The organism is Mycobacterium sp. IS-2888 (assembly GCF_001954215.1).
In the GTDB taxonomy this organism is placed as follows: Bacteria; Actinomycetota; Actinomycetes; order Mycobacteriales; family Mycobacteriaceae; genus Mycobacterium.
In genome coordinates this window covers 1-16,155 of sequence record NZ_MBET01000052.1, presented here as the reverse complement: position 1 = coordinate 16,155, position 16,155 = coordinate 1, and the positions used below count along the sequence as shown (strand labels likewise).

Below are 16,155 nucleotides of genomic sequence, written 5' to 3'. Positions count from 1 at the left end.
TTTCCTTCATTTCGACTAGCGGGTACGGAGAATCGGTGAGCGTCAATCCGTTCGACGACGACGGTGGCAGCTTCCTCGTCTTGATCAACGACGAGGAGCAGCACAGTCTGTGGCCGGTCTTCGCCGATGTTCCTGCCGGCTGGCGGGTGGTTTACGGCGAAGCCGAGCGCGCTGCATGTCTGGACTACATCGAACAGAACTGGACCGATATCCGGCCGAGGAGTCTGCGCGAGAGGCTGGCAGCGGTTCAGGCAGAGAAGTAGACCATCGGGCTTGGGGGATCTTATGGAACTTGAGGACCGGGCACTTCCGCTGACGAGAGCTCAGCAGGACATCTGGCTGGCCGAGGAGACGGGGCTCTTCGGCGCCAGGTGGCAACTGGGCGTGTTCGTGCGAATCGCCGGACCACTCGACACCGATGTGTTCGAATCGGCGATCCGTCACGCGGTCAGCGAGGCCGAACCGCTGCGCGCGTCGTTTTTCCAGCAGGACGGCCAGGTTTTCCAGAAGATCGTGGACGACCCGCACGTTGAGCTTGCCCGCTATGACCTGATGGGCTCGCACGATCCCGAGCGCGATGCGTATCGGCTGGCGTCGTCGATTCAGCGCACGGTAATGCCGCTGAGCGGTCCGCTGTTCAAATTCGCGTTGATGCAAACGCGGATCGACGAGTTCTATTTCTTCGTCTGCTGCCACCACATCGTGACCGACGGCGTCGGCCTCGCCTTCGTTCTGCACCGGCTGGCGACCGTCTATAACGCGATGACTGAGGGCGTGTCGGCCCCTCCCGCGTTCTTCGGGTCGCTGACCGATCTGGTCGATTGCGAGCTGGCGTACGAAGCCTCCGCCGACTACGACGAGGACCGGGCCTACTGGGCGGATCACCTTCCGCCGGACAGCGAACGGCAGGCCGGGTCGGTGGTGGAGGCCGGCGGGCGTGACCCGCACGAGTTTGGTGCTCCGGTGGAGTTGGACCCGGTCGCGGTAGCCGGGATGGACGAGTTGGCGCGGGCGCTGGGGATGCGCCGATCGTCGGTGATGACCGCGGCATGCGCGCTGCTGGTGGGCGGCTGCGACGGTGAGGGCTCGCAGGTCGTGTTCGACTTCCCGGTCAGCCGGCGGGTGGATCCGCAGCTGAAGTTGGTGCCCGGGATGATTTCCGGCGTCGTCCCGCTGGTGTTGACGGCGTCACCGAGCGCGTCGATCGCCGAGTTCTGTGCGCATGTCGACACGCGGATCCGCGAGACGTTGCAGCACCAGCGTTTCCCGGTGCACGCCATGGAGAACGCGGCGCACTTCCATGCCTTCGGGCAGGCGTCGAATCGGGTTGGGCTTAATTTCATTCCGACGACACACCTGACGGACCTTGCCGGTTCCGCGGTGACGGCGACGCTGACCCACGACGGTTTGGGGGATCAGTTCCGCCTGGTCTTTTTCCGGGACGAGGAAAAGCTCTTCCTGAGCACGCCGGGTACCGGCCAATTGTTTGCGAACTGCGAGATCGGCGAGCTGGCCAAGCGCCTGGAGCGGGTGTTCACCGCGATGACCGCCGACCCGACACGGCGGCTGTCGTCGATCGATCTGCTCGATGAGGCCGAGCAGGCCCGCATCGACGAGATCGGTAACCGGCCCGTGCTGGCCGAGCGGCCGGCGCCCGCCGCGTCGATCCCGGCGTTGTTTGCGGCGCAGGTGGCGCGCGTGCCGGAGGCCGTGGCGGTGAGCTTCGCGGGCCGCTGCACGACCTACCGCGAGCTCGACGAGGCGTCGAACCGGTTGGCGCACTTGCTGGCCGGCGAGGGAGTGGGGCCGGGGCAGCGGGTGGCATTGCTGTTCTCCCGGTCGGCCGAGGCCATCGTGTCGATCTTGGCGGTGCTGAAGACCGGGGCGGCGTATGTGCCGATCGACCCGGCGGTGCCGGCGGCCCGCATCGAGTTCATGCTCGAGGACGCCGCCCCGCTCGTGGCGCTGACCACCGGCGACCTGGCCGCCCGGCTGGACGGGCACGAGCTGCTGGTCATCGATGTCGACGACCCGCGGATCGCCACCCACCCCAGCGCGGCGCTGCCGGCCCCGGCGGCCGACGAGACCGCCTACCTGATCTACACCTCGGGCACCACCGGCGTGCCCAAGGGCGTGGCGATCACCCACCACAACGTGATCCAGCTGATGAAGACGCTGGACGACAGCCTGGAGTTGACCGGCCAGGTGTGGTCGCAGTGGCATTCCCTGGCGTTCGACGTCTCGGTCTGCGAGATCTGGGGCGCGCTGCTGCACGGCGGCCGGTTGGTCGTGGTGCCTGAATCGGTCGCTCGCTCACCGGAAGACTTCCACGCCCTGCTGGTCAGGGAGCAGGTCACCGTGTTGAGCCAGACGCCGTCCGCGTTCTACGCGCTGCAAACCGCCGACGCGCTGTCGCCCGAGCTGGGCCGCCAGCTGAAGCTCCAAACGGTGATATTCGCCGGCGAGGCGCTGGAGCCCCAACGTCTCAAGAAATGGCTGCACAACCACCCCGGGCTGCCGCGGCTGATCAACATGTACGGCACCACCGAGACCACGGTGCACGCCTCGTTCCGGGAGATCGGCGAAGCCGACATCGACAGCACCGCCAGTCCCATCGGGGTGCCGCTCGAGCACCTGGGCTTTTTCGTGCTGGACGGCTGGATGCGGCCGGTCCCGGCCGGGGTGGTCGGCGAGCTGTATGTGGCCGGTTCCGGCCTGGGATACGGCTACGTCGGGAGGGGCGGGTTGACCGCGACGCGGTTTGTGGCCTGCCCGTTCAGCGAGCCCGAAGCGCCGGGAACGCGGATGTATCGCACCGGCGATCTGGTGTCTTGGCGTGGCGATGGGCAGCTGGAATACCTGGGCCGCGCCGACGAGCAGGTCAAGATCCGCGGCTACCGGATCGAGCTGGGCGAAGTCCAGGCGGCACTGGCCCGCGTGGGCGGGGTCCAGCAGGCGGTGGCGATCGTCCGCGAGGACCGCCCCGGCGACAAGCGACTGGTGGGGTACACGACCGGAACCGCCGAGCCGGCCGCGGCGCGCGCCGCGCTGGCCGAGCGGCTGCCGTCCTACATGGTGCCTGCCGCGGTGGTGAGGCTGGAGGCGCTGCCGCTGACGGTCAACGGCAAGCTCGACAAGCGCGCCCTGCCCGCGCCGGAGTACTCCGATGCCGATCGTTACCGCGCCCCCGTCAGCGCGGTCGAGGAGATCCTGGCCGGCATCTACGCCCAGGTGCTCGGCGTCGAGCGGGTCGGCGTCGACGAGTCGTTCTTCGAGCTGGGTGGCGACAGCATTTTGTCGATGCAGGTGGTGGCCCGGGCGCGGGCGGCCGGTGTGGTGTGCCGTCCGCGCGACATCTTCGTCGAGCAGACCGTCGCCCGGCTGGCCCGGGTGGCCGGTGTCGCCGACGGTTCCGGCGACGTGGTCGACGAGGGCCTTGGCGCGGTGATAGCCACCCCGATCATGCGGTGGCTCAACGACATCGACGGCCCGGTCGACCAGTTCAACCAGACCGTGGTCGTTGCGGCTCCGGCCGGCGTCAGCGAGGCCGACGTGAAGGTGGTGCTGCAGGCGCTGCTGGATCGGCACGCGATGCTGCGGCTGCGCGTCGACGACGACGGCACCGGAGGTTGGTCGCTGCAGGTGCCCGACGTGGGATCGGTGGATGCCGGCACATGCCTGCAATCGGTCGACGTGCTCTCCGACGAGGTCCTCGTCGATGCGCGGTCGCGGTTGAATCCGGCCGCCGGCGTGATGCTCAGCGCCGTGTGGGCGGCCTCCACCGGGCAGTTGGCGTTGATCGTCCACCATCTGGCCGTCGACGGCGTGTCCTGGCGAATCCTGTTGGAAGACCTCAACATTGCGTGGGCCCAGCATCACAGCGGGCAACCGGTGGCGTTGCCGGCCGGCGGGACATCGTTTGCCCGGTGGGCGAAGCTGCTGGGCGAATACGCACGCGATCCGGCGGTAGTCGATCAGACCGAGGCGTGGCGGCAGGTGGCGGCGGTCCCGGCGGTGCTGCCCGAGGTCCAACCGGAGATCGACAGCTACGTCAGCGCCGGGCAGTTGTCGGCGGTGCTGGACGTCGAGACGACCCGGATGCTGCTCGGTGAGGTGCCGTCCGCGTTTCGCGCTGGGGTGCAAGACATTTTGCTGATCGCGTTCGGGTTGGCGCTCTCGGAGTTCTTGGGCACCGGTGGCGCGCCGATCGGTATCGACGTCGAGGGCCACGGACGCCACGAGGAGCTGGGCGCCGATGTTGATCTGTCGCGCACGGTGGGTTGGTTTACCACCAAATACCCTGTCGCCCTTGCCCTTAGCGGGCTGCGCTGGGCTCAGGTGGGAGCCGGCGAAGCCGCGCTTGGTGCCCTGGTCAAGGAGGCGAAAGAGCAGCTCCGGGCGCTCCCGGACCCGCTGACTTACGGGGTGCTGCGCTACCTGAACCCCGACGTCGACCTGGCCGATGCCGACCCGCCAATCGGCTTCAACTACCTGGGGCGCATGGGCGCGGGGTCAGCCGAGATGTCCGACGACCTGTGGCGACTCTGCGAGGATGGTTTGGCGGCCGGCGGTGCCAGCGCGGCAATACCCATGCCGCTGATGCACACCCTGGAGCTCAATGCCGGCACCGTCGACACCGGCTCGGGCCCGCGCCTGCAGGCCAACTGGACCTGGGCGCCCTCGGCGCTGACTCACGCGCACGTTAACCGGCTGAGCCAATTGTGGTTCGAGGCCCTGGCCGGTATCTGCGCGCATGTGCGCGGCGGTGGAGGCGGGTTGACGCCGTCTGATATCGCGCTCGCCGGTCTTAGCCAGCAGCAGATCGACGAGCTCCAGCGACACTATGCGGATCGCTGACGTCCTGCCCCTGACCCCACTGCAACAGGGGCTGCTCTTCCACGCCAGCACCGTCCAAGGTGGCGACGATCTGTACGCCGTTCAGCTCGACATCACCGCGACCGGCCCTCTTGACCCGCATCGCCTGCGCGATGCGGTGCAAACAATGGTCAACCGGCATCCCAACCTGGCGGCGTTGTTCTCCGAGCAATTCGACCAGCCGGTGCAGATCATTCCGGCCGATCCCGAGACCGGTTGGCAGTACGTCGATTTGGACGGCGGCACCGACGCCGACGTCGAGGAGCAGGTGCAGCGGCTCTGTGCCGCTGAGCGCGCGGCGGTCCGCGATCTCGCTGAGGAGTCGGCTTTTCGGGCGGCGCTGATCCGCACCGCGCCGCATCAACACCGGTTCGTCCTGACCTTCCACCACATCGTGGTCGACGGCTGGTCGCTGCCGATCGTGCTGCAGGAAATCTTCGCCAGCTATTACGGCCAACGGCTGCCGGCGGCCGCGCCGTATCGCCGGTTTGTCACCTGGCTGGCCGATCGAGACGTCGGCGCGGCACGCGCGGCGTGGCAGGCGGCGCTCGCGGGTTTCGAGGCGCCGACCCTGGTCGGCCCGCCCGATCGGCTCAAGCTGGGGCGGCGCGCCGTTGCCTCGTTCCGGGTCCCGGCAGAGATCACCCGCGACGTCGGAGAGCTCGCGCGGTCCTGCCGGACCACGGTCAACATCGTGCTGCAGGGCGCCTGGGCGCAGCTGCTGACCCTGCTGACCGGCCAGCATGATGTCGCCTTCGGTGTCACGGTCTCGGGTCGGCCCGCCGAGGTGCTGGGCGCGGACTCGATGGTGGGACTGCTGATCAACACGGTGCCGGTGCGGGCGAACATGGCGGCGGGCACCACGGTCGCGGACCTGCTCGATCGGCTGCAGCAGGTCCACAACGACACCCTCGACCACCAGCACTTGGCGCTGCGCGACATCCACCGCGTCACCGGTCACAACCAGTTGTTCGACACCCTTTTGGCGTTCGAGAACTACCCGATCGACATCGAGGTGTTGTCGGGCGTCGACGGGCTGACCGTCACCGAGTTCACCAACCGCGAATACAACCACTACCCGCTCGCCGTGCAGGTGCTGCCGGGCAGCGAATTGGGCCTGCGCGTCGAATACGACACCGATGTGTTCGACGCGTCCACCATCGACACACTGATCGGGCGGCTGCAGCACATCTTGGCGGCCATGGCCGCCGATCCCGCCCAGCGGCTGTCGGCGATGGATGTGCTGGACGCCGAGGAACGCGCCCGCCTGGACGGATGGGCCAACCGGGCGGCGCTCACCCGGCCGGCCAGCACGTCGGCGTCGATTCCGGCGTTGTTCTCCACGCAGGTCGCGCGCGCGCCCGAGGCGGTGGCGCTGAGCTTCGAAGGCCGCTGCACGACGTACCGCGAGCTGGACGAGGCGTCGAATCGGTTGGCGCACTTGCTGATCGGCCGGGGCGTCGGACCGGGCGAGCGGGTGGCGCTGCTGTTTCCCCGGTCGGCCGAAGCGGTCGTGGCGATCCTGGCGGTGCTGAAAACCGGTGCGGCATATGTGCCGATCGACCCGGTGGTGCCGGACGCGCGGATGCAGTTCGTGCTCGGCGATGCCGCGCCGGCCGCCGCGATCACCACCGCCGAGCTGGCCGAGCGGCTGGGCGGGTCCGACCTTCCCGTCCTCCGTGTCGACGACCCGCGGATCGGCGCCCAGCCGAGCACGGGGTTGCCGGCACCGGGCGCGGATGAGATCGCCTACCTGATCTACACCTCGGGCACGACGGGTGTCCCCAAGGGGGTGGCCGTCGCCCACCGCAACGTTGTTCGGCTGCTCGAGGTGCTCGACGCCGACCTGGAGCTGTCGCCGGGGCAGGCGTGGACCCAATGCCATTCCCTGGCCTTCGACTTCTCGGTGTGGGAGGTCTTCGGGGCGCTGTTGCACGGCGGGCGCCTGGTGGTGGCGCCCGAGGCGGTGGTGCGCTCGCCGGAAGACTTGCGTGCCTTGCTGATTCGCGAACGGGTCAGCGTGCTGAGCCAGACCCCGTCGGCGTTCTATGCGCTGCAAGCCGTCGACGCGCAATCGTCCGGAGATCAGCTCACACTCGAGACGGTGGTGTTCGGCGGCGAAGCGCTTGAACCACAACGTCTTCGGACCTGGCTGGACAACCACCCCGGATCGCCGCGGCTGATCAACATGTATGGCATCACCGAGACGACGGTGCATGCCTCGTTCCGCGAGATTGTCGGCGACGACGTCGACGTCAACGTCAGCCCGATCGGGGTGCCGCTGGGACACCTCGGCTTCTTCGTGCTCGACGGCTGGTTGCGGCCGGTGCCCGCCGGCGTCGTCGGGGAGTTGTATGTGGCCGGCTCCGGCCAGGGGTACGGGTATGTCGGCCGGGCGGCGTTGACGGCGACGCGGTTCGTGGCGTGCCCGTTCGGCGGACCCGGAGCACGCATGTATCGCACCGGCGATCTCGTCTCCTGGGGCGTCGACGGACAGCTGCACTACCTCGGGCGTGCCGACGCGCAGGTCAAGATCCGCGGCTATCGCATCGAGCTCGGCGAAATCCAGGCCGCGCTGGCCGGCGTGGACGGGGTGGAGCAGGCGGTGGTGATCGCCCGCGAGGACCGCCCCGCCGACAAGCGGCTGGTCGGCTACGTGACGGGGACCGTCGAGCCGGCGACGGCGCGCGCGGCGCTGGCCGAGCGGCTGCCCGAGTACATGGTCCCGGCCGCGGTGGTGGTGCTGGACGCGCTGCCGTTGACGGTGAACGGCAAGCTCGACACCCGCGCCCTGCCCGCACCGGAATACTCGGATGCCGGTGGTTACCGCGCCCCAGCGACCCTGACCGAGGAGATCGTGTCCGGGATCTACGCCCAGGTGTTGGGGCTGGAGCGGGTCGGCGTGGACGAGTCGTTCTTCGATCTGGGCGGGGATTCGCTGTTGGCGATGCGGGTGATCGCCTCGATCAACAAGTCTCTGAATGCAGGCGTTTCGGTGCGAACCCTGTTCGAGGCGCCCACGGTGGCGCAGTTGGCGCCCCGCATCGGTGCGGGCGGGGACGGGCTGGAGCCCTTGGTGGCCGGGGAGCGGCCGGCGGTGGTTCCGCTCTCGTTTGCCCAGAATCGGTTGTGGTTCCTCGACCAGCTGCAGGGGCCATCCCCGATCTACAACATGGCGGTGGCGTTGCGGCTGCGCGGGCGCCTCGACGCCGACGCGTTGGGTGCGGCCCTGGCCGATGTGGTGGCCCGCCACGAAAGTCTGCGGACAGTGTTTGCCGCGCACGACGGGATCCCCCAGCAGATAGTGCTGCCGGTCGAGCGGATCGACTTCGGTTGGGAAGTTATCGACGCCACCGGCTGGCCGGAAAGCCGGCTGCGGGAAGCCATCGGCACCTCGGTGCAGTACACGTTTGACCTTGCCGGCGAGATCCCTTTGCGGGCAAGGCTTTTCCACGTCGGCGAACACGAGCACGTGCTGGTGGCCGCCGTGCACCACATCGCCGCCGATGGCTGGTCGGTGAGGCCGCTGGTGCGTGATTTGGGTGTGGCGTATGCCAGCCGGTCCATTGGGCAAGCCCCCGACTGGACGCCGCTGCCGGTGCAGTACGTCGACTACACGCTGTGGCAGCGCACGCAGTTCGGTGAGCTCGACGACAGTGACAGCCGCATGGCCGCGCAGCTGGCCTACTGGCAGGACGCCCTCGCCGGGATGCCCGAGCGGCTCGAGCTTCCCACCGACCGGCCCTACCCGGCGGTCGGCGATTACCGCGGTGCCCGGGTTTCGGTTGACTGGCCGGCGGACCTGCAGCAGCGGGTGCGCGACGTGGCCCGCAAGCACGATGCGACCAGCTTCATGGTGATGCAGGCCGCGCTGGCGGTGTTGCTGTCCACGCTCGGCGCCACCGACGACGTGGCGGTGGGGTTCCCGATCGCCGGGCGGCGCGACCCCGCGCTCGACGAGTTGGTGGGCTCCTTCATCAACACCCTGGTGCTGCGGGTGGATCTGACCGGTGATCCCACGGCCACCGAATTGTTGGACCAGGTGCGCCAGCGCAGCCTGGCCGCCTACGAACACCAAGACGTGCCCTTCGAGGTCCTGGTGGAGCGGCTCAACCCCACCCGGAGCCAGGCCCACCATCCGCTGGTGCAGGTGTTGTTGGCCTGGCAGAACAACGAGCCCGCCACGCTGAGCCTGGCGGATCTGCGGGTCACGCCGCTGCCGGTCGACACCCACACCGCCCGCATGGACCTCGCCTTTTCCCTGGCCGAACGCTGGACCGACGCCGGCGAGCCCGCCGGAATCGGCGGGGAGGTGGAATTTCGCACCGACGTGTTCGATGCGGCCAGCATCGAGGGGCTGATCGAGCGGTTGCGGCGGGTGTTGGTGGCCCTCACCACCGACCCGGCCCGGCGGCTGTCGTCGATCGATCTCGTCGACGACGACCAGCAGGCCCAGCTGGACCGGTGGGGGAACCGGGCAGTGCTGGCCCAGCCCCCAGTCCCGGGGGCGTCCATCCCGGCGTTGTTCGCCGCGCAGGTCGTCCAGGCTCCGGAGGCCGTAGCGATCAGGCACGGGGAGCGGTCATGGACGTACCGCGAGGTCGACGAGGCGTCGAATCGGTTGGCGCACTTGCTTTCCGGCCACGGTGCGCGCCCGGGGCAGTCGGTGGCGGTGCTGTTTCCCAGATCGGCCGAGGCGATCGTGGCGATTGCGGCGGTGCTCAAGACCGGGGCCGCCTACCTGCCGATCGACCCGGCGCACCCCGACGCGCGGATCGAGTTCATGCTGGCCGATGCCGCGCCCATCGCCGCGATCACCACCGCCGAGCACGCCGACCGGCTACACGGGCACGGTGTGTCGGTCATCGATGTCGACGACCCGCGGATTCGCGCCCAGCCCAGCACCGCACTGCCCGGACCCGCACCGGACGACATCGCCCACATCATCTACACCTCGGGCACGACCGGTGTCCCCAAGGGGGTCGCCGTAACCCACCGCAACGTGACCCAGTTCCTCGCGGTCGCGGATTCCTATGTGCCGCCGGGGATTTGGACGCAGTGCAATTCCTATGGCTTCGACACGTCGGTGTGGGAGATCTGGGGCCCGCTGCTGCACGGCGGGCGCGTTGTGGTGGTGCCGGAATCGGTTGCCGCCGCGTCCGAACACTTTCACGCCCTGCTCGTCAGGGAACGGGTCAGCCTCCTGACCTGGACCCCGTCCGCGGTGGCGACGTTGTCGCCGCAGGAGTTGGGGCAGATGGCGTTGATCGTCGCCGGCGAGGCCTGCCCGACCGACGTGGTGGATCGGTGGGCGCCGGGGCGGCTGATGCTCAACGCCTGCGGCCCGACCGAGACGACGATGGTGGTGACGTTGAGCGCGCCGCTGGCGCCGGGGTCGGGTGTGGTGCCGATCGGCTCGCCGGTGCCCGGGTCGGCGTTGTTTGTGCTGGACAAGTGGTTGCGGCCGGTGCCGGCCGGGGTGGTCGGGGAGCTATACGCGGCCGGTCGCGGCGTCAGCTGCGGCTACGTCCGCCGGGCAGGTTTGACCGCGTCGCGGTTCGTGGCGTGCCCGTTCGGCGGGGCCGGGACGCGGATGTATCGCACCGGGGATCTGGTGCGCTGGCGGCCCGACGGGCAGCTGCAGTACCTGGGCCGCGCCGACGAGCAGGTCAAGGTCCGCGGCTATCGCATCGAACTCGGTGACGTGCGCTCGGCGCTGGCCGGCCTGGACGGGGTGGACGACGCGGCGGTGATCGCCCGCGAGGACCGGCCCGGCGACAAGCGGCTGGTGGGCTATGTCACTGGGGCCGGCGAGCCGGCTCGCCTGCGCGCCCAGCTGGCCGACCAACTGCCGCCGTACATGGTGCCGGCCGCGATCGTCGTCGTCGACGCGCTGCCCCTGACACCCAACGGGAAACTCGACGTCCGCGCCCTACCGGCACCGGAATACCAGGACGGTGCCGTTTATCGCGCCCCTTCGGGCGCGGTGGAGGAGATCCTGGCCGGCATCTACGCCCAGGTCCTCGGTCTGGAGCGGGTGGGGGTTGACGACTCCTTCTTCGAGCTGGGTGGGGATTCGCTGTCGGCGATGCGGGTCATCGCCGCCGCCAACAAGTCGCTGGACGCCGGGCTTGCGGTGCGTGTCTTGTTCGAAGCGCCGACGGTGGCGCAGTTGGCCCTGCGTGTCGGCGCCGACGGGGACGGGCTCGAGCCCCTGGTGGCCGGGGAGCGGCCGGCGGTCGTGCCGTTGTCGTTCACCCAGAACCGGTTGTGGTTCTTGGACCAATTGCACGGGCCCTCACCGGTTTACAACATGGCGGTGGCCCTGCGCTTGCGCGGGCCGTTGGACGCCGAGGCATTGGGCGCCGCGTTGGCCGATGTGGTGGCCCGCCACGAGAGCCTGCGCACCGTCTTCGTCGCCCCGCACGGCCAACCGCAGCAGGTCGTGATGCCGGCTGAGCGGGCCGACTTCGGCTGGCAGGTCGTGGATGCCGCGGGCTGGTCGGAAAGCCAGCTGTCGGCGGCGATCGAGGAAATGGCGGGCTACGCATTCGATCTTTCTTCCGCGATTCCATTGCGGGCGCGGCTTTTCCGGACCACCGACGACGACCATGTGCTGGCCGCGGTGGTGCATCACATCGCGGCCGACGGGTTGTCGGTCGGGCCGCTGGTGCGCGATCTGGGCATGGCCTACGCCAGTCGCGCGGTGGGACAGGCACCGGGGTGGATGCCATTGCCGGTGCAGTACGTCGATTACACGCTGTGGCAGCGCTCCCAATTCGGTGAGCTCGACGACAGCGAGAGTCGCATCGGGGCGCAATTGGCTTACTGGGAAGGCGCTTTGGCGGGGATGCCCGAGCGCCTGGCGTTGCCCACCGACCGGCCCTATCCGCCGGTGGCCGATTACCGCGGGGCCACGGTGGCGGTGGAGTGGCCCGTCGAAGTGCAGCAGCAGCTGCGCCGCGTGGCGGCGGAACACAACGCGACCAGCTTCATGGTGATGCAGGCCGCGTTGGCGGTGCTGCTGGCGAAAATCAGCGCGACAAGCGATGTGGCGGTGGGGTTCCCGATCGCCGGACGACGCGACACCGCACTGGATGACTTGGTCGGTTTCTTCGTCAACACCCTGGTGCTGCGCCTCGATGTCGCCGGCGATCCCACGATCGCCGAATTACTGGCGCAGGTGCGCCAACGCAGCCTGGCCGCCTACGAGCATCAGGATGTGCCCTTCGAGGTGTTGGTCGAGCGGCTCAACCCGGCCCGCTCATTGGCCCATCACCCGTTGGTCCAGGTGATGCTCGCCTGGCAGAACTGGCAGGACAGCGATCCCGGCGGGATAGCGCTTGGTGATCTCGAGGTCAGCCCGCTGCCGGCCGATACCCATAGCGCTCGCATGGATTTGACGTTTTCGTTGGCCGAACGCTGGACCGAGGACGGCCGGCCCGCCGGGATCGGCGGAAGCGTGGAATTTCGCACCGATGTCTTCGACGCGGCCAGCATCGAGGCCCTCATCGAGCGGCTGCAGCGTGTCTTGCTGGCGATCACCGCCGACCCGACGCGGCGGCTTTCCACCGTGGATGTGCTCGACCCCGGGGAGCAGGCCCGCCTGGATGGCTGGGCCAACCGCGCGGCGCTGACCCAGCCCGCGAGCGCCACGGTATCGATTCCGGCGGCATTCGCCGCGCAGGTGGATCGCTCACCGCACACCGCGGCGCTGACGTTCGACGGCCGCAGCATGACCTACCGCGAGCTGGACGAGGCGTCGAATCGCTTGGCGCACTTGCTGATTGGCCAAGGCGCAGGGCCCGGGCGGCGCGTGGCGCTGCTGCAGTCGCGCTCGGCCGAGGCGATCGTGTCGATCCTGGCGGTGCTGAAAACCGGTGCGGCGTATGTGCCGATCGACCCGGCGGTGCCGGACGCGCGGATGCAGTTCGTGCTCGGCGACGCCGCGCCGATCGCCGCGATCACCACCGCCGCCCACGCCGACCGCCTGGCCGGACAGGATCTGCTGGCCATCGACATCCACGACCCGCGGATCGTCACCCAGCCCAGCGCCGCACTGCCGGCCCCCGCCCCCGACGAGATCGCCTACCTGATCTACACCTCGGGCACCACCGGAGTCCCCAAGGGTGTGGCGATTACCCACCACAACGTGATCCAGCTGCTGGAGTCCATGGGCGACAGCCTGGAGCTGACCGATGTGTGGTCGCAATGGCATTCGCTGGCCTTCGACGTGTCGGTGTGCGAGATGTGGGGCGCGCTCCTCCATGGTGGTCGGCTGGTCGTGGTGCCCGAGTCGGTGGCGCGTTCGCCCGAAGAGTTCCACGCCCTCCTGGTTGCGGAGCAAGTCGGTGTCCTGAGCCAGACCCCGTCGGCGTTCTATGCGCTACAAGCCGCCGACGCGCAATCACCCGAGCTGGGCGAACGGCTGAACCTGCGGACGGTGATCTTCGCGGGCGAAGCGCTGGAACCGCAACGCCTCACGCAGTGGATGCACAGCCATCCCGGATTGCCCCGCTTGATCAACATGTACGGCACCACCGAGACGACGGTGCACGCCTCGCTGCGCGAGATCGTCGACGGCGACGCCGCCACCAATGTCAGCCCCGTCGGGGGGCCATTGGCCCACCTCGCCTTCTTTGTGCTCGACGGGTGGTTGCGGCCGACACCGCCCGGCGTGATCGGCGAACTGTATGTGGCCGGTTCCGGCGCGGGATACGGATACGTGCGCCGGGCCGGCTTGACCGCGTCGCGGTTTGTGGCGTGCCCGTTCGGCGGACCCGGCGCACGGATGTATCGCACCGGCGACCTGGTGTGCTGGGGCGCCGACGGGCAGCTGCAGTACCTCGGGCGCGCCGACGACCAGGTCAAGATCCGCGGCTATCGCATCGAGCTCGGCGAAGTCCAGGCCGCGCTGGCCGGTGTCGACGGGGTGCGGCAGGCGGTGGTGATCGCCCGCGAGGACCAACCCGGCGACAAGCGCCTGGTCGGCTACGTCACCGGGAACACCGACGCAGCCCGGGTGCGCGCCCAGCTGGCCGAGCGGCTCCCCGCCTACATGGTCCCGGCCGCGGTGGTCGTGATCGACGCGCTGCCACTGACGGTCAACGGCAAGCTCGACAAACGCGCCCTGCCGGCGCCGGAGTACCAGGACGCCGGCGGTTACCGCGCCCCGGCCACCCCCACCGAGGACATCGTCGCCGGCATCTACGCGCAGGTCCTCGGCCTGGAGCGGGTCGGAATCGACGAGTCGTTCTTCGAGCTCGGCGGGGACTCGTTGTCCGCGATGCGCGTGATCTCCGCGATCAATGCCGCGCTGGACGCCGGACTTTCGGTGCGCGCCCTGTTCGAGGCGCCCACCGTGGCCGAACTGGCGCCCCGTGTCGGTGCGGCGGGCGCGGCCGGGCGGGAGCCGTTGGTGGCCGTCGAGAGGCCGGCGGTGATCCCGCTGTCGTTCGCCCAAAACCGGTTGTGGTTCCTCGACCAGCTACAGGGGCCGTCGCCGGCCTACAACATGGCGGTGGCGCTGCGCCTGCGCGGGCCCCTCGATGCCAACGCCCTGGGTTCGGCGGTCGCCGACGTGATGGGTCGCCACGAGAGCCTGCGGACACTGTTTGCCGCATCCGGGGGGATACCGCGGCAGCTGGTGATGCCCGCCGAGCGGGCGGACTTCGGCTGGCAGGTCGTCGACGCGACCGGTTGGCCGGCGGCCCGGCTGGAGGAGGCCGTCGGTGCTGCGGCCCGCCACACGTTCGATCTGGCGACGGAAATCCCTTTGCGGGCAAGGCTTTTCCGGATCGGGGACGACGAACACGTGCTGGTGGCCGTGGTGCACCACATCGCGTCCGACGGCTGGTCGGTGAACCTGCTGGTGCGTGATCTGGGTGCGGCATATGCCAGTCGCTGCGCCGGACAGGCCCCCGACTGGGCGCCGTTGCCGGTGCAGTACGTCGACTACACGCTGTGGCAGCGCAGGCGGCTCGGCGAACTCGACGACCGGCATAGCCGCATCGCCGACCAGCTCGCCTACTGGGAAGACGCCCTCGCCGGCATGCCCGAGCAGTTGGCGCTTCCCACCGACCGCCCGTACCCGCCGGTCGCCGATCAGCGGGGCGCCACGGTCGCCGTGGACTGGCCCGCCGAGCTACAGCAGCAAGTCGCCCGGGTGGCCCGCGAGCAGAACGCGACCAGCTTCATGGTCGTCCAGGCCGCGCTCGCGGTGCTGCTGTCCAAGCTCAGCTCGAGCAGCGACGTCGCCATCGGGTTCCCGATCGCCGGGCGCCCCGACCCCGCGCTGACCGAGCTGGTCGGTTTCTTCGTCAATACCCTGGTGCTGCGCGTCGATCTGGCCGGAGACCCCACCGTCCCCGAGTTGCTCGACCGGGTGCGAGGGCGCAGCCTGGCCGCCTACGAACACCAAGACGTGCCCTTCGAGGTGCTGATCGAGCGGCTCAACCCCGCGCGGAACATGGCCCGCCACCCCCTCGTCCAGGTGGCGCTGGCCTGGCAGAATAACGAGCCCCCAGAGCTGAATTTGGGCGACCTCCGTGTCACACGGATGCCGGTGGATGCCCACACCGCGCGCATGGACCTGGTGTTCGGCTTGGCCGAACGCTGGACCGAGGCCGGTGAACCCGCCGGGATCGGCGGGGAGGTGGAGTTCCGCACCGACGTGTTCGACGCGGCCAGCATCGAGGTGTTGATCGAGCGGTTACGCGCGGTGGTGGCGGCGCTGACCGCCGACCCGGCGCGGCGGGTGTCGTCGGTGGAGGTGCTCGGTGCCGGCGAGCTGGCCCGGCTCGACGAGTGGGGCAATCGGGCGGTGCTGACCCGGCCCATGCCCGCGGCGGCGTCGATTCCGGTGTTGTTCGCCGACCATGTCGCGCGCACACCCGACGCGGTCGCGATCAGCGGCGGGCAGCGCCCGTGGACCTATCGCGAGTTGGACGAGGCGTCGAACCGGTTGGCGCACTTGCTTTCTGGCCACGGTGCGGGCCCCGGACAAAGTGTGGCTCTGCTGATGCCCCGGTCGGAGCAGGCGGTCGTGGCGATTGTCGCCGTGCTGAAAACGGGGGCGGCCTACCTGCCGATCGACCCGGTCGTGCCCGACGCCCGGGTGCAGTTCGTGCTCGGCGACGCCGCGCCCGTCGCGGCGATCAGCACCGCAGCGCTGGCCGGCCGGCTGCACGGGCATGACGTCCCGGTCGTCGACGTCGCCGACCCACGCATCCGGACCTATCCATCCACCGCGTTGCCGACCCCCTCGGCGGCGGGCGTGGC

3 protein-coding genes are annotated in these 16,155 nt (G+C 69.4%); all 3 read left to right on the top strand.

Annotated elements, in window-relative coordinates; genetic code table 11:
* Positions 1-35: 35 nt before the first annotated feature.
* Complete coding sequence (locus A5745_RS08350) at positions 36-263, top strand: MbtH family protein (RefSeq protein ID WP_076059235.1); 228 nt, start codon at positions 36-38, stop codon at positions 261-263.
* 22 nt (positions 264-285) lie between these two features.
* Positions 286-4,857, top strand: coding sequence for a non-ribosomal peptide synthetase (locus A5745_RS25325; RefSeq protein WP_076115720.1), 4,572 nt, complete (start codon positions 286-288; stop codon positions 4,855-4,857).
* Positions 4,844-16,155: non-ribosomal peptide synthetase (locus A5745_RS23975; RefSeq protein WP_139329504.1), on the top strand; the 11,312-nt coding region annotated here is incomplete at its 3' end. The genes A5745_RS25325 and A5745_RS23975, both read left to right, overlap by 14 nt.

Bases quoted from the DNA above. Each gene is read 5' to 3' on its own strand.
- A5745_RS25325 (WP_076115720.1), top strand. From the start codon at position 286: ATGGAACTTGAGGACCGGGCACTTCCGCTGACGAGAGCTCAGCAGGAC.